At 44.1% G+C, this 26,967-nt stretch carries 23 protein-coding genes; 6 read left to right on the top strand and 17 right to left on the bottom strand.

Going from position 1 to position 26,967, the window contains the following annotated elements:
* From ABFW99_RS05230 to ABFW99_RS05240, 3 genes are all read right to left on the bottom strand, one after another.
* A complete protein-coding gene (locus ABFW99_RS05230; RefSeq protein ID WP_349355108.1) occupies positions 1–213 on the bottom strand; it encodes a hypothetical protein in 213 nt (70 codons plus the stop codon).
* Between the two features lie 67 nt (positions 214–280).
* Positions 281–1,507: an ABC transporter permease gene (locus tag ABFW99_RS05235; RefSeq protein ID WP_349355109.1), complete on the bottom strand. Its 1,227-nt coding sequence runs from the start codon at positions 1,505–1,507 to the stop codon at positions 281–283.
* A 2-nt stretch (positions 1,508–1,509) separates the two neighbouring features.
* Positions 1,510–2,739, bottom strand: a complete 1,230-nt coding sequence (locus ABFW99_RS05240) for an ABC transporter permease (protein ID WP_349355110.1) — start codon at positions 2,737–2,739, stop codon at positions 1,510–1,512.
* Between the two features lie 136 nt (positions 2,740–2,875).
* On the opposite strand from ABFW99_RS05240, the gene bshB1 reads away from it, so the two are divergent.
* Positions 2,876–3,619 carry a bacillithiol biosynthesis deacetylase BshB1 gene (gene bshB1, locus ABFW99_RS05245; protein WP_349355111.1) on the top strand — a complete coding sequence of 248 codons (744 nt, stop codon included), beginning with the start codon at positions 2,876–2,878 and terminating at the stop codon, positions 3,617–3,619.
* A gap of 7 nt (positions 3,620–3,626) precedes the next feature.
* On the opposite strand, the gene ABFW99_RS05250 is transcribed toward bshB1, so the two are convergent.
* Positions 3,627–5,591, bottom strand: a complete 1,965-nt coding sequence (locus ABFW99_RS05250; protein ID WP_349355112.1) for a GNAT family N-acetyltransferase — start codon at positions 5,589–5,591, stop codon at positions 3,627–3,629.
* A 71-nt stretch (positions 5,592–5,662) separates the two neighbouring features.
* Positions 5,663–6,511 carry an inositol monophosphatase family protein gene (locus ABFW99_RS05255; RefSeq protein WP_440707441.1) on the bottom strand — a complete coding sequence of 283 codons (849 nt, stop codon included), beginning with the start codon at positions 6,509–6,511 and terminating at the stop codon, positions 5,663–5,665.
* A gap of 101 nt (positions 6,512–6,612) precedes the next feature.
* On the opposite strand from ABFW99_RS05255, the gene rpiB reads away from it, so the two are divergent.
* From rpiB to ABFW99_RS05275, 4 genes are all read left to right on the top strand, one after another.
* The gene (gene rpiB, locus ABFW99_RS05260) at positions 6,613–7,053 is read left to right on the top strand and encodes a ribose 5-phosphate isomerase B (protein ID WP_349355114.1); all 441 of its coding nucleotides are present in this window, start codon (positions 6,613–6,615) and stop codon (positions 7,051–7,053) included.
* A gap of 9 nt (positions 7,054–7,062) precedes the next feature.
* Positions 7,063–8,361 (top strand): serine hydroxymethyltransferase, encoded by a 1,299-nt coding sequence (glyA, locus tag ABFW99_RS05265; RefSeq protein ID WP_349355115.1) that lies wholly within the window; start codon positions 7,063–7,065, stop codon positions 8,359–8,361.
* Positions 8,362–8,374: 13 nt separating this feature from the next.
* A complete protein-coding gene (gene tatC, locus ABFW99_RS05270; protein WP_349355116.1) occupies positions 8,375–9,235 on the top strand; it encodes a twin-arginine translocase subunit TatC in 861 nt (286 codons plus the stop codon).
* Positions 9,236–9,352: 117 nt separating this feature from the next.
* Positions 9,353–9,862, top strand: a complete 510-nt coding sequence (locus ABFW99_RS05275; protein WP_349355117.1) for a hypothetical protein — start codon at positions 9,353–9,355, stop codon at positions 9,860–9,862.
* Here ABFW99_RS05275 and alr read toward each other — a convergent pair.
* Together alr and ABFW99_RS05285 are read right to left on the bottom strand one after the other, a co-directional pair.
* Entirely contained in the window at positions 9,859–10,920 is a 1,062-nt protein-coding gene (gene alr / locus ABFW99_RS05280; RefSeq protein ID WP_349355118.1) for an alanine racemase, read from the bottom strand. The genes ABFW99_RS05275 and alr overlap by 4 nt on opposite strands.
* A 13-nt stretch (positions 10,921–10,933) precedes the next feature.
* Positions 10,934–12,538 carry a phytoene desaturase family protein gene (locus ABFW99_RS05285; RefSeq protein WP_440707442.1) on the bottom strand — a complete coding sequence of 535 codons (1,605 nt, stop codon included), beginning with the start codon at positions 12,536–12,538 and terminating at the stop codon, positions 10,934–10,936.
* A gap of 86 nt (positions 12,539–12,624) precedes the next feature.
* On the opposite strand from ABFW99_RS05285, the gene ABFW99_RS05290 reads away from it, so the two are divergent.
* Complete coding sequence (locus tag ABFW99_RS05290; protein WP_349355121.1) at positions 12,625–13,476, top strand: MBL fold metallo-hydrolase; 852 nt, start codon at positions 12,625–12,627, stop codon at positions 13,474–13,476.
* 50 nt (positions 13,477–13,526) lie between these two features.
* Here the strand turns inward: ABFW99_RS05290 and rho are convergent, their stop codons facing one another.
* The 10 genes from rho to ABFW99_RS05340 form a co-directional block, all read right to left on the bottom strand.
* Positions 13,527–15,074 (bottom strand): transcription termination factor Rho, encoded by a 1,548-nt coding sequence (gene rho, locus ABFW99_RS05295; RefSeq protein ID WP_349355122.1) that lies wholly within the window; start codon positions 15,072–15,074, stop codon positions 13,527–13,529.
* A gap of 118 nt (positions 15,075–15,192) precedes the next feature.
* Entirely contained in the window at positions 15,193–16,446 is a 1,254-nt protein-coding gene (locus ABFW99_RS05300; protein ID WP_349355123.1) for a bifunctional folylpolyglutamate synthase/dihydrofolate synthase, read from the bottom strand.
* Positions 16,443–17,297 (bottom strand): aminotransferase class IV, encoded by an 855-nt coding sequence (locus tag ABFW99_RS05305; protein ID WP_349355124.1) that lies wholly within the window; start codon positions 17,295–17,297, stop codon positions 16,443–16,445. The genes ABFW99_RS05300 and ABFW99_RS05305 overlap by 4 nt, the downstream gene beginning before the upstream one ends.
* A complete protein-coding gene (locus ABFW99_RS05310; RefSeq protein ID WP_349355125.1) occupies positions 17,290–17,817 on the bottom strand; it encodes a TlpA family protein disulfide reductase in 528 nt (175 codons plus the stop codon). Before ABFW99_RS05310 ends, ABFW99_RS05305 begins: the two co-directional genes overlap by 8 nt.
* Positions 17,818–17,855: 38 nt before the next feature.
* The gene (locus ABFW99_RS05315; protein ID WP_349355126.1) at positions 17,856–18,278 is read right to left on the bottom strand and encodes a type II toxin-antitoxin system VapC family toxin; all 423 of its coding nucleotides are present in this window, start codon (positions 18,276–18,278) and stop codon (positions 17,856–17,858) included.
* Complete coding sequence (locus ABFW99_RS05320; protein WP_349355127.1) at positions 18,256–18,537, bottom strand: hypothetical protein; 282 nt, start codon at positions 18,535–18,537, stop codon at positions 18,256–18,258. The genes ABFW99_RS05315 and ABFW99_RS05320 overlap by 23 nt, the downstream gene beginning before the upstream one ends.
* A gap of 97 nt (positions 18,538–18,634) precedes the next feature.
* Positions 18,635–20,173 carry an MFS transporter gene (locus tag ABFW99_RS05325; RefSeq protein ID WP_349355128.1) on the bottom strand — a complete coding sequence of 513 codons (1,539 nt, stop codon included), beginning with the start codon at positions 20,171–20,173 and terminating at the stop codon, positions 18,635–18,637.
* 17 nt (positions 20,174–20,190) lie between these two features.
* Complete coding sequence (locus ABFW99_RS05330; RefSeq protein ID WP_349355129.1) at positions 20,191–21,561, bottom strand: alpha-amylase family glycosyl hydrolase; 1,371 nt, start codon at positions 21,559–21,561, stop codon at positions 20,191–20,193.
* Positions 21,562–21,572: 11 nt separating this feature from the next.
* Positions 21,573–23,900, bottom strand: coding sequence for an alpha-amylase family glycosyl hydrolase (locus tag ABFW99_RS05335; protein ID WP_349355130.1), 2,328 nt, complete (start codon positions 23,898–23,900; stop codon positions 21,573–21,575).
* 111 nt (positions 23,901–24,011) lie between these two features.
* On the bottom strand, positions 24,012–26,960 hold the full coding sequence (locus ABFW99_RS05340) for an alpha-amylase family glycosyl hydrolase (protein ID WP_349355131.1): 2,949 nt from the start codon (positions 26,958–26,960) through the stop codon (positions 24,012–24,014).
* Positions 26,961–26,967 lie beyond the last annotated feature (7 nt).

Here is a 26,967-nt window from a genome sequence, read left to right on the forward strand (position 1 = left end):
TTAATCGTCTGAATTAAATATTTTTGCAGCAATAAAACCGACGGCAAAACCTACAGCGATAGAAGCGAGTGGGTTCTTTCGGATGGTGTTCTCTGATCGTTCTTTGAGTTCTTCGAGTCGAACCTGTAATTCTTCGTCTTCGAGAATTTCACGACCACGGCCAATAGCACTATCCAGCCGTTCGTTTAAGTTTTGGATGATTTCTTCGTTCATAATGCCCTGTGTTTTCTTTCAATATAAGAAATTGCATTGGATGCATAAATCATTCCATTGCAAAAAGTTATTCGTAGCGTAAACTTTCTATGGGATCAAGTTTAGCTGCTTTAAAAGCAGGATACACTCCAAAGATCAGTCCCACAATTAACATCCCGAAAAAGCCACCGGCTACCGACCAAATCGGAATAACCGCTTCCGTCTCAATCCACACGGCCATCAGGTTTCCAACCCCGATTCCGATAATCATACCTATGATACCTCCTATCTGACAGATGAAAATTGCCTCCATCAAAAACTGGCTAACAATGGCTTTGCGGGTTGCACCAACGGCCTTTCTGACCCCGATTTCACGAGTTCGTTCCGAAACAGATACCAGCATAATATTCATTACCCCAATTCCGGCCCCCAATAAAGTGATGAACCCGATAGCAAATCCTCCCATGTATAATGCACCGGTAAATGCATCGAATGTACCGGACAAAGATTCATTGGTTTCAATTTCAAAATCATTGTTTTCACCTGGACTCACTTTTCGGATCACTCTCATAATTCCGGTTACCTCTTCAACCGTTTCTTCAATGAATGAAATCTCAGGTGCCCTAACCTGAACGGAAATATTACGGCTTCTCCCGCCATACACGTTCAGTGCCGTTGTATAGGGTATCAGCACAAAATTATCGAAAGATTGTCCGAAAATTTGCCCTTTCGCTTCCAGTATCCCGATGACCTGATATTGGCGCCCGTCAAAACGGATTGTTTTACCAAGCGGATATTCGTTTTTGAACAAATCGTTCTGAACATCCTTGCCGATTATCGCAAAATTTCTGCCGTATTGTATGTCATCGCCGGTAAAGTTTCTGCCATCTTCCAGCTCGTACGCATTATTGGTCAGGAAATTCGTATTACTTCCCCTCACCATTACATTGGGTTCAGTCTCTTCATCCTGAAAGGAGATTTTGGTGGCTGAAAAAGTCTCATAGGGACTCATTCCCTCCCCAATCTCCATTCTTTCTTCCAGAGTAAGAGCTTCTTCAAAACCGATATTTTTCCGGTTTCTCACGTTTTTATCCAGTTCTCCCATTTGAACGGCAGGAGTTTTCTGAATGGTAATCACGTCACTGCCCATTATACTCATGGTGTTCTTAAAGTAATTGTCTAATACGGCAACAGCTGTGGTGGAGACGATAACTGAAAACACCCCAATCACCAATGCCAATAGTGTAAGAAACGAACGAAGTTTATTCGCCTTCAGTGAATCTAATGCCTGTTTGGTTGTCTCTTTAATATGCATACTTACTCAAACCTCAATGATTCAATAGGATCAGATTTAGCAGCGCGGTAAGCCGGAATGAACCCGAAAATCACTCCTACCATGGTACAAATACTGAAGGCCAATATTACCACACTCACATTCATCACGGCTACAAAGGCCTGATTAATTAATACCGTCAACCCTCCGGCCAGAGCTACTCCAATAATTCCGCCCAGCATACAAATAGCGATGGCCTCTAAAAGAAACTGTGTCAAAATTTCCCAGGCTTTAGCACCTACCGCTTTTCTGATTCCAATTTCTTTTGTCCGCTCTCTAACCGACACGAACATGATATTCATTACTCCAATACCTCCGATTAGCAGGGAAAGTCCACTCAGGATAAAGCCCACCGTATAGATTCCCGCCTTCATCCCTTCCAGCTGCTGTTTGAAGGCTTCGGGTTTGTTGAGGGCGAAGTCGTTATCTTCGGTGGCGTCCAGTTGCCGTATTCTTCGCATGATACCTTCCAGTTCGTATTCACCTTCCTTAAAAGCCTCCTGGTTTGGAAACTGAACCCCAATCTGAAGTCCATACCGTAAGCCGTAAATTTGCCCATAGGCTGATACAGGAATAATAATTCGGTTGTCGGTGTCCTCAAGTCCAAGGAATTTCCCTTGTTTCTCTAATACCCCAACAATAGTGAATTTTTGTCCTCCCACCCGAATTTGTTTGCCAAGTGGAGTTTCAAATTCAAACAACGACTCCATCAATGTGTTTCCAATTACCGCTACCTTTGAACCTGATCGCACTTCCTGGTCAACAAACATTCGACCCTGAGAAATATTCAACCCCTGTATTTCCAGATAATTTGCTGTTGTTCCGCTCAGGCCCACTCCTTCTGCACTTTTCTCCTGATATCTAACTGAGGTCCCCCGGTTTGCTGATGCAGTCACATTCTGTGCATAACGGCTGTAATCTCTGATTTTCTCTACATAATCAAGTTGCATTTCCTGCCGGTTTCGGTATTCCCACCATTTATACTCACCGCCCATTCCCCATGGCCACTTTTCTACATACACTACATTCTGCCCCATCATGGCCATGCTTTTCTCAAAGGAGATATCCATCCCGGTGGTAACTGCATCCACAATAGTTACCATTGTTATCCCGATAATGATACAAAGAGCCGTAAGTGTGGAGCGGATTTTATTAATTTTGAGTGCCCGAAGAGCAATCCGAAATCCTTCTAAAAAACTGTTTACTATTCTCATGAAATTATTTGGGGTGAAAAGACGGCTCTGTTACGCAAATGAATTTTATTCGTTACACCTTTTTTAAAATAAAAGTTCAATTTTTACTCTCATTGAAACCCTAATTATTTCTTACTTTCTCTAAAAAATTGTTCTTATGAAGTTAGACGTTCTTGTTTTTGCCTCCCACCCTGATGATGCCGAATTAGGCTGTGGGGGGACTATCGCCTCACTTACTTCTTCCGGGAAAAAAGTCGGGATTATTGATCTGACCAGGGGTGAAATGGGGACCCGCGGAACAGAACAAACACGCGCTGAGGAAGTTAAGAAAGCCAGTGAAATATTGTCTGTTTCATATCGTAAAAGCCTGGATCTGGGTGATTCACTGTTGCCAAACACAAGAGAGAACCAGCTTAAGATTATTGAGCAGGTTCGGTTAACTCAGCCTCATATTTGTTTGGTTGGTGCTCCATTCGACCGGCATCCGGATCACCCCAAAGGTACAAATCTGGTGATAGATGCTCTTTTCTACTCCGGGCTGAAAAAGCTTACTACCACTGATGAAAACGGAAGTGAGCAATCTACCTGGCGACCTTCCCACATTCTCCATTATATGCAAGACCGCCCCATGGAGCCTGATTTTATTTATGACATCTCTGAGCATTGGGAAACCAAACGAAAAGCCATACTGGCATACAATACTCAGTTTAATGTGAGTGACCCCGGCGATGAGCCTTCCACCTACATATCCACAGAAAATTATTTTAAACAGCTGGAAGGTCGCGCACGATATTTCGGACATCTTGCTGGTTTTACCTTCGGAGAGGCTTTCAAATATTACCTGTCACCGACACCCCTGAAAAATTTCAATAGCTTTTTCGAAACTTCACCAAAACGGTAATTAACTTTTAGTTCGGTTCAATACTTACAAACCGCTCTATATTTCGGGACATTTCAATCCGGGTTATCAGAGATTGAACGATTTTTTTGTAAAGCTCTTTGCCCATAATTTTGTCTTCAATTCCTGCATCTATGTTTGGGTTGTCGTTCACTTCAATTACATACACTTTATCACCCACCATTTTCAGGTCAACGCCATAGAGACCATCTCCCATTAATGAAGCTGATTTTGTGGCAATCTTCAGTACTTTGGGAGGAACTTCTTCAATAGGAATTGTTAATGATTCACCGGTTTGATCTTTTTTTGATCCTTTCCAGTTATATATTTGCCAGTGTCCCTTTGCCATAAAATATTTACATACAAATAGTGGCTGATTATCCAATACCCCTACCCTCCAGTCAAAGTCTGATGGAAGGAACTCCTGAGCAATCACCAAATCAGAAGACTTAAATAGTCGCTGTAGTGATTCGTGCATTTCTTGTACATCCTTTACTTTGGTAACACCTAAAGAAAAGGCACTGTCGGGCTGCTTTAGAATCATTGGATATTTCAGGTCAGATAAATCCTTCTCTTTAACCATGCCCTTATAAAACACGAGCGTTTTCGGAGTAGGAATGTTGCTCATCTTCAGCCGTTCATGTAAATAGATTTTATTGGAGCAGCGAAGTATAGACCAAGGATCATCAATTACTGCTAATCCTTCTGCATATGCTTTACGGGCAAACTGGTACGTGTAGTTATTCACGTTTGTGGTTTCACGAATAAACAAAGCATCAAACTCGGGCAACCGGTTGATATCATCTTTTGTTATTAACTCGGTATAAATATCGAGTTCATCAGCAGCCTCTGTGAGTTTACGAAGTGCTCTTTTATCTGACGGCGGATTTTTTTCACCCGGGTTGGTAAGTAGGGCTAAGTGGTATTTGAAGGTCTTCAGTTTGGTTCGGTGAAAGCGCTTGGTTTCAAAATACCGTCTGGCAAAATCCGGTATATGAACTTGTTCTTCAGATGGTACTTTATTCATACTTAGCGGTACAATACGTTGTATACCCCATCGGTCTGCTTTTATGAACCGGACCTGAATTATCGGTGATTCGAATAGCTGATAAAGCTTCTGTCCCAGTAATTTATAGCTGACATTTATGGTTTGGCCAAAATATATATTCAGGGTAAATCTCTCCTCTTTGCATTTTTCCAACGCTTTCTGAATAATTTCGTCAATATCTTCAGCAATAGAGCGAATCACTCCCATATCCCGAAAATCCCGTATGGTTGTCACATTAGGAATAGCCCGGTGAGCCCGAGCAGAAGCCAACAGGGACACATAATACCCAAAGCTCTGATATTTATAAGAATTACACAGGTTGAAAATCCGTAGTGGACGGTCCGAAAAGCGATCATGATTAGCAGTGTATTCTTTTGAAGAAACCACTTCTACATTCGGAATTTCAAGCGTCCATCTTTTAGGATTGTCGACTACAATTACATTTGATATTCGGGACTTCCATGCTGGTTGAGGAAGCTCCCAAACCATTCTCAAAGCATCTTTACCATCTTCATAATAATCCTTTAGGAGTTCGGTAGATTCAAAGCCTGCCTTTTTATACCAATCGATAAGTTTCCGGTCGTCAGCATATGCTTCGAGCGATATCCGTTCGGCGCCTTTCCCAATAGCTACCTCTCTTGCGTGGTTTAGTAAAGCATATCCAATACCCTCCCCGTGATAATCCGGATCTACAACAATGGAGAAAATTCGAATGGTCTTCTTATAGATATACAGAATCAGGCTTCCCACCGCCACGCTCTGTTCACCCATGATTTTTTCTGCAATCCATACTTGTTGAAAGCTGCTTTTAAGGCTTAAATCGAGCGTACGTTTTGAACTTCGTTGAAAATAAGGGAAAGCTTTTTGTTCAAGCTTTAGTAAAAGATCGAAGTCTCGTAAGCCTGATCTTCTGATAGATATATCCATCGGATAAGCGGTTAGTTATACTCTAAGTTACGCTATTTTTTGATGGATAAAATATCCCCGAAAAATAATTTTTAGCCCCTCAATTCCTCCTCTGCAAAACACTCCTGAATCTCGTTCAGCAGAAATTTGTGCACCTTTGCATTACCCGCAATTATTCTCTTCCCGAATAGCCATTCATCTCCTCCTCTCCAGTCGGTTATCAAACCACCGGCTTCTTTTATAATGAGCACTCCGGCCGCAACATCCCAGGGACTAAGCCCATATTCATAAAACCCCTCAAATCGTCCACAGGCCACATTGCATAAATCCCAGGCCGCTGATCCCGGCCGGCGTACTCCGTGGGTTTTCTCCATCATGCGTTTGAATAGCTTCAGGTAGTTATCCACCAGGTTCAGGTTGTTATACGGAAACCCGGTTCCAATTAATGAAGATGAAGGATCTTCATTTTGTGAAATCCAGATGCGTTCCCCGTTCAGGTAAGCTCCTCCGCCTTCGATTGCAGTAAACAATTCATCATTTGCCACTTCGTACACCAAGCCTGCTTTCGGTTCTTTATTCTCCCATAAGGCAATGGAAACACAGTACACAGGAAAGGAATGAGCAAAATTAGTGGTTCCGTCGATAGGATCAATAATCCAGATACGTCCCTCCGGGATAGATACCTTCGCCTGCGACTCCTCGGCCAGAATATGGTCATCGGGAAAAGCTGCTTCAATCACCTCTATGATTCTCTTTTCAGAATTTACATCGGCATCCGTCACCAAATCGTTTTTACCTTTTAGTTTTACATCAAACGATGTTTTACCCGCATAGTCTCTGATAATAGATGCGGCTTCTTCTGCGGCCTGCGTGGCAACTTCCAGCTCTTTAGAATAATTCAATTTCTGCCCTTCGGTTTTGGTTTGATCAATAAAGTTCAAAGATAGAGATTAAAAAGCGGGATTTCCTTGCTCATCGCCTTTAATATCAACCAAATTTTGTGGATATTTGGAGCCAATTTCTTACCTAAATCAAAGATTTGATGATCATCCCCATTGCAAGCGATCATGCCGGTTATCCTGCCAAGGAAACGGTGAAAAAAATACTGGAAGAGATGGGACACACTCCCGTTGATTACGGAACTCATTCCGAAGATTCCGTCGATTATCCCGACTTTGCCGTGAAGGTATCTGAAGTGATTAATAACGGCGAACATGAGCAGGGAATCCTGGTTTGCGGTAGCGGACAGGGCGTATGTATGACCGCCAATAAGTATCCCAAAATTAGAGCCGGATTAGTTTATTCGGCTAAAGCTGCGGAAATGACAAGGCTTCACAACAACGCTAATATAATGTGCCTGCCCGGCCGGGAACTGAGTGAATCTGAGATCAGGGAAATTATAGAAGCCTGGTTTGCCACTGATTTTGAAGGCGGCCGACACGAGCGACGCGTAAATAAAATCGAATCACTAACCCAAAAGTAACTGCCGCCGATGAAATCTCTTCAAGAGCAAGATGCCCAAATTTTTGACCTACTCGAAAAAGAAACCGACCGTCAAAACTATAACCTCGAATTAATTGCCTCCGAGAATTTCGCCTCCAAAGCTACCATTTCGGCTATGGGCAGCGTGCTGACCAATAAATACGCGGAAGGCTATCCCGGTAAACGATATTACGGTGGTTGTGAAGTGGTGGATGATGTGGAAGACATTGCCCGCAACCGAGCCAAAAAACTCTTTGGAGCTGATTGGGTGAATGTACAGCCTCATTCCGGGGCAACAGCAAACGCGGCTGTTTACCTGGCTTGTATGAAGCCCGGTGAGACTTTGCTGGGCTTTGACCTTTCCCATGGCGGACACCTAACCCACGGTTCGCCGGTAAACTTTTCGGGCATAAACTACAATGCTGAGTTTTATGGAGTGAACAAAGAAACCGGTCGCCTGGATATGAACATCATCCGCGAAAGAGCACTGGAAGTTAAACCCACTATGATTTCCATTGGAGCCTCGGCATATCCAAGAGATTATGATTATGAAGCTTTCCGAAGCATTGCTGATGAAGTGGGTGCTTTACTTTGGATGGATATGGCACACACTGCAGGATTGATTGCAACGGGCAATCTTAAAGATCCTCTTCCCCATGCGCATGTGGTTACAACAACCACTCACAAGACTCTCCGTGGTCCAAGAGGCGGAATGATTTTGGTTGGGAAAGATGGCGAGAATACCATCGGGGTAACAGCAGCCAAGTCTGGGCGAACAAAAAACTGGGGTGAGGTGTTTGACTCGGCTGTTTTCCCAGGCACTCAGGGTGGTCCGCTAATGCACGTAATCGCCGCTAAAGCGGTATCTTTTGGTGAAGCATTGCAAGATGACTTTAAGAAATATCAAACACAGACCCAGAAGAATGCAAAAGCCATGGCAGCTAAGTTCATGGAGATGGGCTATAACCTGGTCAGTGAAGGAACCGATAATCACCTGATTCTGATCGATCTCCGAAACAAAGGGCTGAATGGTAAAATTGCGGAAGATGCCCTGGGCAAAGCAGCTATCACGGTAAATAAAAATATGGTTCCTTTTGATACAGAAAGTCCATTTGTGACTTCCGGAATTCGGATTGGCTCTCCCGCAATGACAACCCGTGGCCTGAGTGAAGCTGAATTTGAGCAAATCGCCGTGCTGATTGACCGTGTGTTACAAAAACCGGAAGATGAGGAAACGCATAAAAAAGTAGAACAGGAAGTGCGTGACCTTTGCGATCGTTTCCCGCTCTATGATTTTGTAACCGCATAAGGCAGGAATCAAATTGGAAGAACGCCAAATCATGCAAGGTGAGCCGCCCAAGGCCCAGAAACCAGCCGACCGTACCGGTACTATGTCCTTCCTCGATCACCTGGAAGAGCTCCGCTGGCGGATCATCAAAGGACTGATCGGAGTTTTGGTGGGGGTGGCCATTGCTTTTGTATTCTCAGATTTCTTCGTGGAGAAAGTAATGCTGGGCCCCACCCGTGCCGACTTCTTCATGTATGATGTGCTTCGTGTAGATGCGGTCAACTTTGAGCTTCAGAGTCGGCGTTTACCGGGGCAGTTCTTCACTTTTTGGGGCACCCTTTTTGTGATGGGATTTGTGATCGGGTCTCCCATATTTATTTACCAGATATGGGCTTTTGTGGAGCCGGCACTGGAATCCAGGGAAAAGAAGAAAACCTTCTTCAGCACGTTCTTTATCACGTTTTTCTTTCTGCTGGGTGTGGCCTTCGGGTACCTGATCCTGGTTCCCTTTGCCCTGCAGTTTTTTGCCCAGTTTCAGATCTCGGATATCATTCGCAACGACTTTGACATCAACGAGTATTTCAGCTCCGTTTCGATGTGGGTGGTTGCCTGTGGTATCATTTTCCAGATTCCTGTGGTGAGTTACTCACTGTCCAAAATCGGATTACTAACCCCGGATTTACTCAGAAAATACCGCCGGCACTCCATTGTGTTTGCCTTGGTGATATCTGCAATGCTGACCCCACCCGACCCCATTTCTCAGATCCTAATCGCGCTGCCGCTAACCGTTCTTTACGAAATGTCTATCTGGATTAGCCGCTATGCCATGAGAAAAAGAAAGAAGGAATTAGAAGAAGCCATAACCGGAGTTTCAGAATCAGATTCATCCCATTGATTAATCTGCCATCTCATATGGTTTTAAGCCAGCGAAGCTTTATCTTTGACCAAAATAAATTGAAGGCATAATAGTTAAACAGCTATCTAACCAAACTAAGAGAATAATATCATCTCAATGAATACCACCCGCTTGAAAAGCTCCATTTTAGTAACCCTCTTTGTTTCATTACTCATCGTTTCCTGCGATACATCTAACGACCCCTTTCAAAATGACTATTCAGATGTACCCGAACCTTTTTCCATTGAGAATCCGGTAAGTGTAGATACGACTGAATCCGGCCTCATTATCTACGTGATTGAGGAAGGCTCCGGAGATCTTGAAGTGATTCCCCGCGACCAGATTTCATTTTACTATACCAAGCGATACAAAGATGATCTGGACCGGATTATTGGGAGTTCTTATGCTAACGGTGTAACATTCCCGCATTCAGGTCCTGTAACGCCGACAAGTACTCGCAGCGTAATCAGCGAGAGCCAGTTCAGAGAAGGTGTAATAGGCATGGTTGAAGGTGAAAAGAGAGTACTGGTACTCACCCCTCCAATATTTGGTTACTTAGGAAATTCCTATACGTATACCAATGATACACTCTGGATAGACATCGAGTTGGATAGTATCACCCTTTAAGTTCTGTATTCCCTTTTTACTTTGGGGTGAATAGTAGTCGTAATTTCATAGGGAATGGTGCCGGCAATGCGAGCCCATTCTTTGGCCGAGAGTTCTCTGTTTCTGAGAATCACCACAGGTTCTCCTTGTTCAAAATAGTCATTCCTGAGAAAAACGGTCATATAATCCATACTAATGGTACCTACCTGTTGGTATAATTGTCCGGCTATTTCCACCTGTATCTTCCCGCTCAATATTCTGAAGATTCCATCTGCATACCCTACCGGAATGGTACCCAGCCAACCGTCTTCTGGCGCCTTCCACCGGCTTCCATAACCAACCGCACCCCCTTTGTTGATCTTCTTTACCTGAACCAAATGAGAAACCCATTCTAATGCCGGTTCCAGTTTCTCTATTTCAGTTTCTCCCGGTGCATACCCATATAAACAAACCCCGGGGCGGACGGCATCAAAATACGTTCCATGATCACCAAAAAAGAAAATAGCTCCGCTGTTACAGGTGTGAGTCATTAAGTGTTCGGGAAACAGCGTGCGGATGGACTTAAATGTTTCCAGCTGTTGAAGCACCCTTTCATGTCCAGGATCATCTGAGTTGGCAAAATGCGTATAGATTCCGGTGAAGTTCAGTTTGTCAAATTCCTTCATTTTCTCACTGGCTGCAGTGGCATGTTCGGGCAGCATCCCAAGCCGAAACATACCGGTATCAAAATGAAGATGACAATGCGTTCCGTCCTCAAGACGCTCAAAAACGGACAAGTCTGAGATGCTCGCCGTTATATCAAACTTTCTGTATAAATGCTCACTTCCCAAAGGTGGAATTTCAAACACAAGAATGGGTATATCGATACCTGCTTCTCTGAGCTCAATGGCTTCCGCTAGTTTTGCTACACAAAAATAATCAACCTGACCTTCCAGGTGGCGAGCAACAGGAACAGCTCCATGTCCATAGGCATCGTCTTTAACCACCGCCATTTTTTTAACGTCTTTACCTACCTGATCCGAGACCACACTTAAATTGTGGGCAATGCGGGAAAGATCTACGTACAGAATTGATGACAATGAATTACCTCAGCTAACTAAATGAAAAGAATTTCTTTTTGTTGTTTTTAAGGATGACTTGTGCCGCGTTATGTCCGGCTGCGCCAAACACTCCGCCTCCCGGATGGCAGGAAGCACTGGCCAAATATAAATTTTTGATGGGAGTTTCGTACTGACTCATTTCAGGAATCGGGCGAAACATAAACATCTGGTCAAAACTCATCTCCACGTGCATTACGTTTCCTTTCAAAAGGCCATGTTTACGTTCAATATCCAACGGAGACTGTATGTACCAGTCAATCAGTTTGTCCTTCATATTCGGAGCGTAGCCGGTAACCATATCATAAATTTTTTGAGCTTCCCGCTCCCGGATATCATCCCAGACCATTCCGTTTGCCAGTTCGTAGGGGTGCCATTGTGCCCACGCAAACAGGGTATGTTTTCCATCTTTAGCCACATCCGGATCAATTTTGGAGAAGGTCATACATAACACGGCGGGCTTCTCCGGTGGCAGTTTCTTGGTGTAGTCGCCAATGGCGTTATTCATGTACTGAACCGAAGGCGCCAACAGCTGAATCCCATTGTGGATATGAGGATCACCGGGAGCAGCAGAATATTCCGGCAGTTCTTCCACCGCACATCGTATGACCATCCCGAATCCATTGCCTACATTAATATCTCCCACTTTCTTAAACATGGAATCGTCTAAGTGCTCTCGCCCAACCATATTCATCATGGTTGTTTGAACATGGGCGTTGGAGACGATGGTATCGGCCCTGAACTCTTCCCCATTTTCTGTTCTGACTCCAATCGCTTTGCCGTTTTCAATCAGGATTTTTTGGATGGGATGATCGGCCTTCACCTCACCGCCATGGGCTTCAATCATATTCTTCATAGCCTGTGTAAGCATTCCGCTTCCACCTCTTGGGTGCTTGGCTCCGCTTTCATGCAACATAGACTGCCAGCCGGCAAAATCGCCGGTTGCAGAGTGATCAGGCAGCGGGCCGGACTGTGCCGCGAACCACAGAATAGCCGCTTTCATATACGGGCTATCGAAGGCATCATCCACCACTTTTCCATAACTGGACAGAATTTTTTGGAGTCCGGCTGCCTGTTCGCCTTTTCGGAACATAGCCCCATCTTTAATCTGGGCTTTAGCCATGGTTCCAATAATATCTCCTGCCGAGGGTTTGGTCATAAAAGCTTTCAGTACGCCTTTATTTATTTTTCCCCAGAACTTGATGAATTCTTTATAATTCTCAACATCTTCGGGCGCTACTTTGGAAATAGACTCCAGCGTCCGTTCCACATCTTTCCAGAAGTGAATCACCCCTTTTCCGGTTGGAACGGGGTACGACATGATCGGATCCATATCGATGTATTCGAGGCCATATTTTGTCAGTTCTAAGTCTTCCAGGATTCCCGTTTGGTGAATCATAATATGAACGGAAGAACCGACATCCATTCTAAAACCATTCGGGTTCTCCGGGGATTGAAACATAGTCTCGGTTCTCACCGCTCCTCCTATAGTTGAGTCGCGCTCAAGAACTAAAACTTCATAACCGTTTTTTGCAAGATAGCAAGCCGTAACAAGGCCATTATGCCCCGATCCAATGATGATAGCGTCATATTTTTTCATAGAAGACAAAGATAAAATGAATTGCTTGAAAGCAAAGAATTTTTAAGTTACACAAACTGATTAATCATTTTATTAATTCACTGTTTATGAAAGTAGGCCGGTTTGAAATTGAACAGCTCAGCGAAGGGATATTTGAAGTCTTTGATGATGGTATTTTCCAAAAGATAAATTCCGCTGATATTACAGCTCGTCAACAAAAACCGGGTATCAAAAAGCAATCGGCAGCAATTGGGATAAACCCCATTTTGATCAGAGATGGGAAGCACAATGTTTTATTAGACACCGGGTTGGGTTGGGGACTGGATCACAAAAGCTCCTACACCGATACCTCCAACCTGCTAACCAACCTGGATATCTTTGGCCTCGCTCCGTCCGACATTACCCATGTGGTGCTTAGTCACTTACACTTCGACCATGCAGCAGGTTCTACCTATGTGGACCATAATACCTCCACACAGCCTACCATGAGCTATTCCAATTACTTTATCCAAAAGAAAGAATGGTACTACGCCCTGGAACAGGTTGGCAAAAAGAAACAGATTTCCGGAGCCGGTTACGAGCTGGATGAATTTTATAAGCTCGCTGCAGAAGATAAGCTGGTGATGATCACCGATACCTATTTTGAACTGCTGCCGGGTATTGAACTCATCAGAACCGGTGGGCATACCCCCGGTCACCAAATCGTAAAAATTCAGGATTCCGGAGAAACAGCTTATTATTTGGGTGATTTAGTTCCCTCCGAACATCACCTGAATCACTATGCCATGCGACAGATGGATGTAGACCCCATTCAATCCAAGAAAGCAAAAACCCTTATTCTTCGACAAGCATTAAGAGAACAATCGCTGCTGTTGTTCTACCACTCGGTACATGCCAAAGCCGGCATGTTAGACCAGGATAAGGACAAGAAGTTTATTCTGAGAGAGATTAACGGGTAATTTTTTCTAGGAATCAGATTCAGTAACTACCTAATATTGCAGGTAAACAATTACTTATTCATCGAAATCAGAAACTCTTCGTTGTTCTTGGTGCCTTTGATTTTCTCGAGCAGGAAGTCCATCGCTTCAAACGGACTCATATTGGTGAGATAGCGGCGTAAAAGCACCACCTTTTCGCGTTCTGCATCCGAAACCAGCAGTTCTTCACGCCGGGTTCCGCTTCGGAAAATATCGATGGCAGGATATAAACGACGATCCGAAATTCGGCGGTCGAGGTAAATTTCCATATTACCTGTCCCCTTAAATTCTTCGAATATCACGTCATCCATACGGGAACCGGTATCGATAAGGGCGGTAGCCAGAATAGTAAGCGAACCACCATTTTCGATGTTTCGGGCGGAACTGAATAACTGTCGCGGTGCCTTCAGGGCTTCAGAATCAACTCCACCGGTCATGGTTCGACCTTTGCTGGAAGCGGTGATGTTGTAAGCTCGTGCCAGACGGGTGATGGAATCCATCAATAAAAGCACATCATGACCACTTTCAACCAGTCTCTTGGCTTTTTCAAATACGATCTCAGCCAATCCGACATGGTTTTCGGGGCGCTCGTCGAAGGTAGAAGCCACAACTTCTGCTCCTTTCACGGTACGCTCCATTTCGGTCACTTCTTCCGGACGCTCATCAATCAATACAATTAAAATCTTGGTATCAGGATGATTGGCCGAAACAGCATTTGCAATATTTCGGAGTATGGTGGTCTTACCGGTTTTTGGTTGCGCAACGATCAAACCACGCTGACCTTTTCCAACCGGAGCAAATAAATCGATAAGTCTTGTTGAATGGTTCTGCGGATCAAACTCCAGGCGGTAACGCTGATCGGGATGAACCGGAAGCAATTCTTCAAAATCCTGGCGGTTGTCCATGTCATGAGGAATCCGGCCGTTCACTCCTTCGATGCGAAGCAGTGCAAAATACCGCTCCCCTACCTTGGGCGGACGAATGACCCCAATCACCACATCTCCCTGCTTCAGTCTGAATCTCTTAATTTGTGAAGGAGAAACATAGATATCGTCCGGACTGGCTTTATAATTATAGTTCACCGAGCGCAGAAACCCATAACCATCAGGCAGAATTTCAAGTGTTCCTTCATTAAACAGATAAGGGCCTAAATCCGGCTCCAATTCCTTAATACGCTCTTCGAGAGAGGTTGCATCCGACTCCGGCAACTTGTTGTGCTCGTGCCCTTTTCGGCGCTTCTTATTTTTATGCTGATGCTTTTTCTTAGAGGTATTATCGTCTTTCTTATCCTCTTTTTTATATGAAACGATATGAGACTGACCTCCGTAGTTCTTCATTTCCGAATCTTTCTCGGCAGAGTCGTTCTTTTGGCGATCATCTTTTTGATCAGAAGCCTTGTTATCAGATGAATTTTGATCCTTGGCTTCTTCTCGTATTCGTTCAATAAGCTGAACTTTACGAATTCCGGTTACCCGTTTAATTCCAATTGACTTGGCTAATGTTTGTAATTCGTGAAGCTTTTTCCCCTCTAAGGATTCCAACTCCCCGGCCGAGATTCCGGCGGTTTCATTATCTGACATAAAATGTGGCTGTTATAAATATATGATTCTTACTGAATTTTGGGGTGAACATCGGGCTGCCCTATTCCGGCAGCATTAAAGGATATTCAATCAGGTAAGGATAAAACGCGGTGTGAATTTATGATACGTTTGTTGTCCACCGCTTGACGATGGGATAAAAGTAAAAACTTCCCATAAAAATTACTAACTCAGTCTTTAATTCATTTAAAATAATTTCTTTGGTGTTTTCAGAGATTAATTCTGCATCTATAAACTGACTGATATTCTCAAACTTAGCCGCCCTTTCCCCATCCTGTTCGATGAAATATGCTTTTTTAAATCCCCGTAAATGGTCGAAAAAATCCGGTGTTAGCTTATCCTTCATCCCGGAAAAAACCAATACCGTTTCTGCTTTTGGTTTCATCTGCTCCACTGCAGCGAGTGATGATTTCAGAGCCTGAGCATTGTGAGATCCACTGAAATACCATTCAAACCCGCGATTCAGCTTCTCAAAACGACCGGGAGCCCCTGTAAAAGATTCGATTGAACGTAAAAGCTGTTCCTTCTCGACTTTAAATTTAGTGTTCAGGATATCAGCTACCACCCAAACAATCGCCACATTCCACTTATTTACAGACTCTTTAAATATTGTCTTAAGCTGAATCGAAGGTGCATGCAACAAAACAACACCATTGCTCCATTCAGGTCGTAAACTTTCGATTTTATATACCTGAGCATCCTCTTTGTGAGCGACTTTACTAATTTCGTTTAACGGACCTCCTGGAATATTACCCAGCACTACCGGTTTGTTCTTCTTAATGATGCCAGCCTTTTCCCGTGCTATCTCCTCAATCGTATCCCCCAACACATTTTGATGGTCCAAACCAATGCTGGTAATTAACGATACTTCCGGGATAATGATGTTGGTTGAATCCAGCCTTCCACCCAGTCCGGCCTCAATAATCGCCAGCTCTACCTCTTCTTTTGCAAAAAACCAAAAAGCCAATGCTGTGCTGATTTCGAAATAGCTGAGCTGGATTTCCTGGAGTAACTCTGCAGATTCCTTAAAGAACTCAAGCAGCTGAGCGTCTGTAATTTCTTCCCCAATCACTCTCACACGTTCGTTGTATCGCAGAAGGTGAGGCGAGGTAAACAAACCTGTTTTGAATCCCGCATCCGCGTATACTTTCTCAAGTAAATAAGCGGTCGTCCCCTTTCCATTGGTTCCGGCTATATGAATGCTAGGGTAGCTATCCTGAGGGTTTCCCAAACGCTCACAGAATTGCCGGATGTTATCGAGTGAGAAGTTTGCAGCCGAAGTACCCGACTTTTGAAACATGGGAATGGAATCGAGATAATCCCATACATCCTCAATGCTATTAAATGGTTTCATTGCTGAAACTCCTTCACCTTCATTTGATCAAAGCCTGCTTTAATCTTCATCACCAACGGGTGATTTACTTCAAACCGGATTTCATCCAGTGAAAGAACTTCGGCTATCTCCATCAGAGAATTCGTGCAGAAAACGGCTTCAGCTTGCCGGATATCTGAAAGAAGGTATTCTGATTCTTCGAATTCAAGTCCAAGTGAGCGAATCACATCAAGAACCAACAACCGGGTTACACCAGGGAGTAAATCACATTTCGTGGATGGAGTGTATACCTTGTCCTCTTTTATCCAAAAGATGTTAGCTGAAGTTGTTTCGCTGACTTTATCATCCACGGTAAACATCAGTGCATCATCGCAGGAGCGTTTTGCAGCCTCCTGAGCAGCTTTGATATAGTTTAGCCCATTGCTGAGCTTATGTTTTCGTTCAAGAGCCTCTGAAGGGATGCAGCGCGTTTGAGCTATTGACAGTTTTAAATCTTTTCGTTCAGTCTGTTGCTTCGACGCCTGAATCATCCACTGAGCATTTTTTGAGCTTGGAGTATATCCTCTCCCCCCATTTCTCCAGCATTGAATTCGAATCATAGCTTCAGCATGCTTAAGCTGATTTTGCTTCAATAACTTTTCAACCTGTTCCTTTAATTCTTTAGAAGAAAACGGAGCCTGTATATTCAAATAATCGAGACCAGCTGATAATCGGTCAATATGATCATTCCACCCCAAAAATTTACCGGAATAGCTTCTGAGCGTCTCAAAGCAACCGTCGCCATACATCAATCCCCGGTTCAGTGGAGAAATGGCTGCAGCTGATTCCGGAATCAGTTCACCATTCAAAATCATATATACTGATTTACTCATCTATGTACACTTTTAGAGAATCGTACCCTACTCCTTTTTCATACCCGATTTGAGAAGTGACAATATTACTTTCTGCATCGAACAAAATGTAGCTCGGAAAACCGGGCACTTTGAGGTGGTTAAACAGATGCGTGCCATCCAGGTAGGTAAAACCTGGGTATTCAGGTACTTCCGGTAACGATTCTTCCGCATCTTTTACCAAGCCGGCAAGCACAATCAACGAATCATTTTCCAGGGTATATTTCTGTATCTCATCCAGCATGGATGTTGACTTTTCGGACCAGCTGGCCCAAAACACCAATAAGGTTGAATTCCCCTGCTGCTCTGCAATGGAGGTAGAGTCGGAAGAATTTAAAACCCGCAAAGGCATGGTTTTCAGTGAATCGGAGGTGGCAATATTTTCGTTAAATCGTGTCCGTTGCTTTCGTTCAAAATTGAAGGAAGAAAATACAATGACCAGCATCGTAATGACGGCCACTCCGATCATAAATGGAACAAATTGTTTTTGCTCTAAGCGCATACTTTTTGAGGAAAGATAGAGAAGATTATACTTCTAATTCACTGCTTATACGGAGAAATTAAATCAAGAGGATTTCCCTTTAAATCATGGTATATATGGAAGTCAAAGTCTAAGGTGAAAATCTGTGCATTATTTGAATCTTCTACTAAAGATAGAATACTAATATCACCCAAAGAGGCGTCATTGTCACTATATTTAAGCACCTGCTTATGGATATAATCCATGTTCTTTGGATATGCTTCTTCAACACTGATAAATTCTTCTTCAATTGTTCGAAAAAGTCCCTCTATTCCATTCGGAACTCTTCTAAGAATGTGAAAAGCTTCTGAAATTATAATGGAGGTCGTGACAAGGTTTTCTTCAATTCTGCTAATTTTCTCAGAGGCCCATAAGTGATGCTGGTCCCGCCTATTTAAAATTGCTACGATCGGCCCCGCATCAATGAAGACTGTCTTTGCCAAAATCTTCCATGTATTTAGGATTAGTGGATAAATCTCTTGGCCCGTCTTTAATAATTCCAACAAGGTGTTGCATTCTATCTAATAAAGAACCCGGTTTGGCCTCAATTTCATATTCCATGACTTCTTCATTCACCAAATTCATTACCACTTCTTTTTGGGATAGCCCCTTCTTTTCTGCAAGCAGTTTAATCTTGGCTTTCTCTTCCGGCGTTAACTTCATTCCAAACCAGACAATATCTTTTTTGTCTTTTGCACTCATCACGGTCTTATTATTCCAATGTTGCAACCAATCTACTATAAAGTTGCAACAGAGTCCACCAATTTTTTCAAGAACGGCTTTTCAATACAGCTATGAACTAATTGGCACCTGCTTTTTCGTCCACATCATCAACAAAATACATCGTGGCAGCAGCTATGATCATAACAATCCCACCAAGAACCAAAGCATAAACGGCCTCACCTCCGAAGTACGTACGAGTGACAAAGCCCAATATGGTGGCGGCCAAAAGCTGAGGTAGTACAATAAAGAAGTTAAAGATTCCCATATACAGGCCCATTTTTTGGGCGGGAAGTGAACCCGCCAGAATCGCATAAGGCATCGCTAATATCGAAGCCCATGCTACCCCCACTCCGATCATGGAAATGATGAGCATCATAGGGTCAGAGATAAAGTAAATCAGTATCAATCCGATTCCACCAAGTACGAGAGATAAAGCATGTACCCATTTACGACTCAATAGTTTAGCCAAAGGAGCTAATGCGAAAGCTACAATAGCAGCAACACCATTATAGACCCCGAACATTACACCCACCCAGTCGGCGCCTTCATTGTAAAGCATGGAGGTTGTATCACTTGTCCCATAGATGTGAGCCGTAACTCCGGATGTGGTATAAATCCACATGGCAAATAAAGCGAACCACGAGAAGAACTGAACCACAGCCAGCTGCTTCATGGTTTTGGGCATGTGGATGAAATCATGCATTACAACGACCAGTCCGTGTTGGGTTTTACCGCCTTTCTGAAGCAGTCCGGCTACCAATGAAACCAGACCCGCAGCAATCAAACCACCGGTGGCCACATACACTTCTTTCTCAAGTTCGTATGCAAAAGTGAGATACGTAGTGATTGCCCCAAAAACGGCAAAAATGATCCCCAGATTAATTTTATTTTGCCCCTTCCCGGCTTCAATAGGCACTTCACGAAGTACCGACTCATCTACAATTTCTTCTTTCTCAGCTTCCTCAAATCGCTCGAGTTCTTCCGGAGTATATTCTTTGGTTCGAAATACAGTCCAGGCTACAGCACTTATAAAAGCTACCGCTCCAAGGTAAAACGACCATTTTACAGATGGTGGAATAATCCCCTCCGGGGCTGTGTTTGCCACACCGAACCAGTTAGTCAATATCCACGGAAGTGCAGAAGCCACCACGGCTCCGGTTCCTATAAAGAAACTCTGCATGGCAAAACCTTTTGTCCGCTGCTCTGACGGGAGCATATCTCCCACAAACGCCCTGAACGGTTCCATAGATACATTAATGGAAGCATCCATGATCCAAAGCATACCGGCGGCAACCCAGAGTACGGGCGAGTTGGGCATAATCACCAAAGCAATGGATGCAGCAATGGCACCGAATAAAAAATAGGGTCTCCGCCGGCCAAGGCGGGTCCATGTTCGGTCACTGAAATAGCCAATAATCGGCTGAACCACCAACCCGGTAAGCGGAGCTGCTATCCACAAAATTGGGATATCGTCCACACTGGCCCCCAGTGTTTCAAAAATACGGCTTACGTTTGCATTCTGAAGGGCAAAGCCAAATTGAATCCCCAAAAAGCCAAAGCTCATATTCCATATTTCCCAAAAGCTGAGGCGAGGTCGTGTGGTTGGTTTTTCCATGCTTCCTGTATGATTAATTATTTAACAAAAATAACCCATTGATTGGGACCGAAACTGATCTCTTCCGAGGTAACCATTAAACTTGTGGAGTTATAGGTGGTGTACGATTCGTCAACACCAACGTCCTGCAGAGGCACGCTTTGGCGATCTCCGCTGAAATTCATTACCACAACAACTTCACTATCATCTTTCTGGCGTTTGTAGGCTAACACTCCTTCTGACCCCTCAGGAATCTGAATAAACTCCAGATCTCCTCCAAAATCTCCGTTCCACAAAGCGGGAGTATCTCGTTTCAGGCCCACCAGTGTGGTGTAGAAATCCTGGTACTCATACTCCTTCCATTCGATCGGGTCTTTCTCAAAGAACTCAAGCTGCTTGTCCAATCCGGATTCCTGTCCGTTATAAATCAAGGGCATCCCATCGATGGTAGCCGAAAGAACAGCGAAGTTCTCGAAATTATCCCCATACATACCCGGGTCTGTGCCATTCCATGAATTTTCATCGTGATTGGAGGTAAAATACATCCGGTAGACAGAGGATGGATAGTTGGCTTCCGTTACCTGCATCAGGCTATCCAGATGCTGAAAGGTTTGGTGGCCTTTCGCAATTTCACGTATGGTATGTGCATACTGCCATGCATAATTCATATGAAATGCTTCTTTCACCAATTCCGGCTCCCCATCTTCGGCAAGCATAAATACCGGTTTTATCGTATTCAGTGAGTCAATCGCTTCTTTCCAGAAATCAGTGGGAACCATGCCGGCCACATCACACCGGTAACCGTCTATATCAAATTCACGCACCCAGTATTCGAGGGCGTCAATCATGGCAGCCCGCATTTCTTCGTTTTCATAGTCGAGCTGAATTACATCACTCCAGTCAGTACCTCGTGGAGGCATAAAATTTCCTTCCTCATTCAGTTCGTACCAATCCGGGTTTTCGGTCCAGGGATTATCCCATGCGGTATGATTAGCTACCCAATCTATAATCACCTTAAAACCCAACTGATGCGCTTCATCCACAAAGCGGGCAAAGTCAGCTTTGGTACCAAAGTTCGGGTTCACGTCTTTATAATCCTGAACTGAATAGTAGCTGCCGAGTGGCCCCTTTCTATTCTTCTCCCCGATGGGATGAATAGGCATCAGCCATAAGATACGGACGCCCATCTCTCTGATTCTTGGTAAGTCTTTTCTGACCGCTTCGATGGTCCCTTCTTCCGAATACTGGCGGACATTAATTTCGTAAATACTGGAATTTTTACTCCATTCCAGCTGCTCGACAGAACTTACCGGGGTGTTTTCCGATTTTTGTGCAGGCTTATTACATCCTCCTGCAATCACACTTAGTGCAATGAATACCGGTAGTAGGTTGGTTAAGAATTTCTTCATGAACATTTTTCTTAAAGAGTTAATATTTCAAAACTGTTTGACGGCAGGTTAACTTTGAGAACTCCGTCTTCCACACTAAACTCATTGCCGAATTGGGCTTCCAGATTTGAGTAGTCAAATTCGTCCCGGAGAAGTACTTCTACTTCCTGTTGCCGATCCGATTTATTGAACACGGCAATTACCTGTTCCTCGAAATAGGCTCTGGAATAAGCTAATGTATGATCGGTGACGGTATGGAACCGGAAATCGCCATAGGTAAGCGTCATTTCGGTATTGCGAAGCTCGGTCAATTTGCTGTATACGCTGCGATTTTTGAGTTCCGGTGAGCTAAGCTCTTCATCCTCAAATTCCATCCAGCGGCGGTTATCCGGGTCGTTGGCTCCGGGCTGGCCGTATTCATCACCCTGATAGGTTACCGGAATTCCCGGAATGGTTTGGTTGAATGCGTGAAACATACTCAACCGGTCGTAAGCAAAAGCCTGAGGATCTTCAATTTCGCGGGTCCAGCCGGCCAGTTTTCCGTCTTCGCTCCAGCTTACTTCCCCACTGGTTAAGGTGATAAACCGGGTTTTGTCGTGATTTCCTGAGATATATCCCATCAGGTTGTGGTAACCGTAATAGTTAAAACTTTCCTGTAGCTGGGTTTGCAAGCCGTTGAACGAATTACTCTGCCCGAAGGTGTTTAAGCCGGCATCGTACAGGCTGAAATCGAACTGAGCGTCCAGCATTCCGGAATTGATGTAACTGGCGATGAGCTCGCGGCTGCCATAGGTTTCCCCAATCTGGAAAACCTGCTTGCCTGTGGGGATGGTTACCGAGTCTTTAATTTTGCGGGTCAGCGTTCGCCAGAATTCCAGCTGAATGTGTTTGGTGGCATCATGGCGGAAACCGTCCAGTTCATATTCTTTCACCCAATAAAGAGCCGAATCGGTCATTGTTTCTATAACTTCCTCCCGGGAAAAGTCGAGCGTAGGCATAAAAGTGTCGAACCAGGTGGTGAGTCTCTGCTCGTCCCAAAGTTCGGTATTCAACCGCCCGTCAGGCAGATAAAGTTCGGTGGCCCAATCCGGATTTCGCTGATATACAGGGTGAAGTTCATGCACGTGATTGGCTACATAATCCAGGATCACATTCATGCCGTTTTCATGAGCTACTTCCAGCAGTTCCCGGAACTCCTCTTCGGTTCCAAACCGGTCATCCAGTTTGGAGGATGACACCGGCCAGTATCCGTGATATCCCGAAAATGTGGTAGTCACTCCTCCTTTATCCCACAGTCCATAAGCGTCCTCAGGATTCTGGGTTATTGGTGATAGCCAAAGTGTATTAATCCCAATATCTTCAAAATATCCGCTTTGAATGGTTTGAATGATTCCTGCAAAATCGCCACCATAATAATTGGCTTTGGGATGAATTTGAGGATCATCCACTTTACGGGTATTGGCCGGATTTCCGTCTTTGAAACGATCAATCAACACGAAGTACATATTCCAGTTGTGATTATCGTGCCGGGTTAGATCACCGGAATCCCGAATGACCCTTCCATAGTTCAAAGGGATCAGTACATCGTTGGATAGTTGACCGTTTTCATAGGTCCAGGCCCGGATATGTGAACGCTCTATGCTTTGGGCGTTAGCGGGAATCTCAAAACTGAGGATGTTATCTTTAAAACGAGTTTCCAACTGATAATTTTCCCAAAATACGATGGTGTTTTCGGTAGCCGAAGTCTTCAAATACAAAACGGGCTCAGAATGATCGTAGGTTTCCACCATCGGTTTTTCGGCATCCACATCACCTACGGTTAAAACAGAATTGGTCCCTCCCATCCCGTTGCTTACCGTATTGGGATTAGCAGGATCGGGTGTCTCTTTCCCATCCAGCATCAGGATATATTGGTAAACTCCTTCATTCACCAGCATGGTGGTATGCCAAACATCCCCTTCTTTTGTAAAAGGAGCTGCTGCCGGATTCCAGTTATTCATTTCACCCTTTAGCTGAACCGTTTCATACTGTTCCCCTTTCGGGTCGAAGGAGATGGTAACTTCCTGCTTATTCGACCTTTTTAGGAGGATATCATATCCATAGCCATCCAACCAAAAAGTCATAACGCCAAGGGGATTGTCTAACGAACCTGATAAAACCACCTCTTCTCTGTCCTGAGACAAAGCTGCGGACAGTGAAGCCGGCACAACAACAGAATCGATGAGTGAGGGAGAAATAAAGTAATCGGCTGTTATGATGGTGGTTTTATCAAATTCGAGACTGACAGGCGAAGCCAGTCCAATTATCTGTGATTCTTTGGGAGCATCTATATAAGAAGAACACCCAGTAAGAACCAGCACTAGTACAGTAATTGTGGATCTAATAGTCTTTTTCAACACGTGTTTAATTTTAAATTTTGAATGTTAAGTTTTGATTTATGAAATAATTCAAAACTTAACATTCCCAATTTCCTACTTAATGAGCATCATCTTTCTGCTAAAAACCTGCTGATTCGCCTGTAAACGGTAGATATAAGTACCGCTGCTTAAATTCCCTGCATTGAAACTGACGGAGTACGATCCGGCTGCTTTCCGTTCGTTAACCAGATCCTTTACTTTTCTTCCCAGTACATCAAACACCTGCAGCCTGACCTGTCCTGCACTGGCTACATCAAATGAAATAATGGTATTTGGGTTGAATGGATTAGGGTAATTTTGTCTCAGTTGGAAGGAATCCGGAATGTTTGGGTCCGGTTTCGTTTCTGCTGAAGTCAATATTCCGTCTTCGGGCGTTTCAAACTGGCGGGTGGTATAAATCCTGAATTCTCCTGGAGCAAGCGTAAACGTCATGTTTGGGTCTCCCACTGTGATGGAGGTCCCTTCAAAAAAATTGTGCCACTCACCCGATGCCGGGAATGTAACTTCAGCATCAGCTTCAGTAACGCTAAAGTTTCCTACTACCAGTGCATCAGAATCTTCGTGCTCTAACACATATGATTTTACAGCCTCACTGAGGGTATAAGAGGCTGACTCAGGATTGGTAAAAACCGGACTGCTTTTTCTGAGGTTGATCAACGAGCTCCATGTCTTATACACTTTCAACCGCTCGTTATCATCATAATAATTCCACCGAATGGGCTTCTCACTCACTCGACCGGGATCACTGGCTTTACAGTCCCCGTTCGAGCTTCCACCCGGCTTCAGGCACTCGTCCTCTCCCCAGCCATAACCGAGCTCCCCGAATTGCCATATCATTTTTGGTCCTGGGAGTGGAAAGAAAAAAGCACCAACCATTTTTTGGCGGGCAAGTGCTGTACCTAATTCTCTTATTTGATAAGAGCCCGGGTTCTCTGAGCACTCATCTTCAAAGCCATTTTCAGAGTTATCAGGTAGATAATTTGTGCAAGAACCATATTTCTTCTTTTTCAACATCAGCCACTGCTCATCATGGCTTTCCATATATCCAACTACATGCCGTTCCTGAAAACTGGTTCTTGATTCGGCTACAACACCAACGAGATTGGATTTTCCATTTTCATTATATCCCATAGAAGCTTCACTGTAGGCATGATTCATATTCCCCCAAAGCATCACTCCTTTGCCTTCATGAACCCGGTAATTGGCCCATTCTTTTTCTTCGTTTTCCGTGCCAAGGTGCTCAAAAATAACGATGAAGTCAGGGTCTGCGGCCCATTGGTAGTCCGAATATTTTTTCAACAGATCAACGCGATCTTGCTGATACGCACTGGTGCATGAACCATTGCTTTCGGTGCAATTCTGGGTAAAACCCTTGGTTAAATCCCACCGAAAACCATCAATTTTATACTCATTAATCCAGTGCTCGATCATCCGTTTTGTGTAATACTGCGTTGCGGAATACGAGTGATCAAAATCATTAAATACATTGAAAGCATGCCGCGGTTGTGAGTTGAAATAATACTCATCGTCGTTTCCATAAAGCTGATACAGCGGATTCGCTCCGGTAGCATGGTTCATCACCACGTCCAGAATGACTGCCATTCCCCTTTTATGGGCCTCATCCACAAACTTTTTAAAAGCTTCGGGAGTACCGTAAAATTTATCGAGGGCCAGGTGATGGTTGGGATTATATCCCCAGCTCAGATTCCCGTCAAACTCGCTCACCGGCATCAGCTCAATGGCATTCACGCCCAAATTTTCGAGATAATCTAGCGTATCGGTTAACGTTTGGAAGTTCTTGGAATTCAGGAAATCACGGATCAGTAATTCATAAATGACCAGTTCCGTTTTTTCCGGTCGCTCATAATCCGTTGCCTCCCATTGATATTCATCCTTGCCCGGCTGTAATACCGTTACCCATCCCTGGGTTTTTTCTGAAGGATAAGTCAACAAATTCGGAAAGGTAGACTCCGGTATATATGGATCGTTAAATGGATCGAGCACCAATTCAGAATAAGGATCGGAAATCCGCAGTTCGCCGTCAACCAGGTATTGCATGCCGTACTGCTCTCCGGGTGTGAGTCCGGTAATTTCAATCCAATGCCAAACACTGTCAGGATTCAGCGAATCTTTTTTCATGAGGTAATTCTCATCCACTTTCCATTCGTTGAAATCTCCCAGTGCAAATACATAATCTTTGCCCGGTGCAAACACGGAAAGCGTAACTGAAGTACCATCCTGACTGTAGGTGATGCCATCCTGAAGTCCCTGAGGTCGGCCGGCTTTTTCAGGACTTACATCCGGTAGGTATGCAAAAGTTACAGAGTCGGTTCGGGTTGCACCCGATTCCGTTACTGCTACCAATTTAACCGTGTTCTCACCAACCGTTAAAGATACTGTGGAGAGATCCGTAATTGAAAATAACTGACGTTCGGTATCATAATTTCCTGCGAAAGTGCCGGCTGTGGTTCCGTTCACAACAAACTCAGAAGCGTTTATATCTATTGGGTCGCTATCGGTGGAAGCAACAGTCGCCCAGATTTCATCTTCCTCCCCCACAATTTGGTTATTGGAGGGCTGAAGCTGAAAAATGAGCGGAGTTGTTACTTCGATGAATGAGTCGTTATTATTGCCGATAGCAATATCGTTAAGCGGATCGGTAAACCACTGCCATTCGGAGCCGCTGGAATTGTACTGTTCGTGAAATTTATAAGCATATCCTGATCTGCCATTGTAGGTTGCTCCACCACCGCCAACCGTTAGGCTGATAGTTTTAAACCAAAACCCATGAGTTTGATCCTCTTCCATCAAAGAACCATCGGTCGTACTTATCCGGCCACTGTTATTGTTTCCCCAGTTATTGAACTCACCGGGTACAAATGCTCTCACGGCGTCATCGTTGGAATAGTAACGAAAGGTGACGTCAATGGTATTCTGTGCTACTGATATACTTTGAGTGCAAACAAAAATGATCAGCAGTAATATTGACTTCAGGTACTTCATGGAGCTT

The sequence above is a fragment of the Gracilimonas sp. BCB1 genome (assembly GCF_040117685.2).
Classification (GTDB): domain Bacteria; phylum Bacteroidota; class Rhodothermia; order Balneolales; family Balneolaceae; genus Gracilimonas.

What these genes read in the sequence shown, in the direction of transcription:
- ABFW99_RS05285 (WP_440707442.1), bottom strand. Translation starts at nt 12,538, where the DNA reads ATGAAAAAATATGACGCTATCATCATTGGATCGGGGCATAATGGCCTT.
- ABFW99_RS05235 (WP_349355109.1), bottom strand. Translation starts at nt 1,507, where the DNA reads ATGCATATTAAAGAGACAACCAAACAGGCATTAGATTCACTGAAGGCG.
- bshB1 (WP_349355111.1), top strand. Translation starts at nt 2,876, where the DNA reads ATGAAGTTAGACGTTCTTGTTTTTGCCTCCCACCCTGATGATGCCGAA.
- ABFW99_RS05240 (WP_349355110.1), bottom strand. Translation starts at nt 2,739, where the DNA reads ATGAGAATAGTAAACAGTTTTTTAGAAGGATTTCGGATTGCTCTTCGG.
- ABFW99_RS05230 (WP_349355108.1), bottom strand. Translation starts at nt 213, where the DNA reads ATGAACGAAGAAATCATCCAAAACTTAAACGAACGGCTGGATAGTGCT.
- rpiB (WP_349355114.1), top strand. Translation starts at nt 6,613, where the DNA reads ATGATCATCCCCATTGCAAGCGATCATGCCGGTTATCCTGCCAAGGAA.
- rho (WP_349355122.1), bottom strand. Translation starts at nt 15,074, where the DNA reads ATGTCAGATAATGAAACCGCCGGAATCTCGGCCGGGGAGTTGGAATCC.
- ABFW99_RS05320 (WP_349355127.1), bottom strand. Translation starts at nt 18,537, where the DNA reads ATGAGTGCAAAAGACAAAAAAGATATTGTCTGGTTTGGAATGAAGTTA.
- ABFW99_RS05310 (WP_349355125.1), bottom strand. Translation starts at nt 17,817, where the DNA reads ATGCGCTTAGAGCAAAAACAATTTGTTCCATTTATGATCGGAGTGGCC.
- ABFW99_RS05340 (WP_349355131.1), bottom strand. Translation starts at nt 26,960, where the DNA reads ATGAAGTACCTGAAGTCAATATTACTGCTGATCATTTTTGTTTGCACT.
- glyA (WP_349355115.1), top strand. Translation starts at nt 7,063, where the DNA reads ATGAAATCTCTTCAAGAGCAAGATGCCCAAATTTTTGACCTACTCGAA.
- ABFW99_RS05300 (WP_349355123.1), bottom strand. Translation starts at nt 16,446, where the DNA reads ATGAAACCATTTAATAGCATTGAGGATGTATGGGATTATCTCGATTCC.
- ABFW99_RS05290 (WP_349355121.1), top strand. Translation starts at nt 12,625, where the DNA reads ATGAAAGTAGGCCGGTTTGAAATTGAACAGCTCAGCGAAGGGATATTT.
- ABFW99_RS05330 (WP_349355129.1), bottom strand. Translation starts at nt 21,561, where the DNA reads ATGAAGAAATTCTTAACCAACCTACTACCGGTATTCATTGCACTAAGT.
- ABFW99_RS05275 (WP_349355117.1), top strand. Translation starts at nt 9,353, where the DNA reads ATGAATACCACCCGCTTGAAAAGCTCCATTTTAGTAACCCTCTTTGTT.
- ABFW99_RS05305 (WP_349355124.1), bottom strand. Translation starts at nt 17,297, where the DNA reads ATGAGTAAATCAGTATATATGATTTTGAATGGTGAACTGATTCCGGAA.
- ABFW99_RS05325 (WP_349355128.1), bottom strand. Translation starts at nt 20,173, where the DNA reads ATGGAAAAACCAACCACACGACCTCGCCTCAGCTTTTGGGAAATATGG.
- ABFW99_RS05250 (WP_349355112.1), bottom strand. Translation starts at nt 5,591, where the DNA reads ATGGATATATCTATCAGAAGATCAGGCTTACGAGACTTCGATCTTTTA.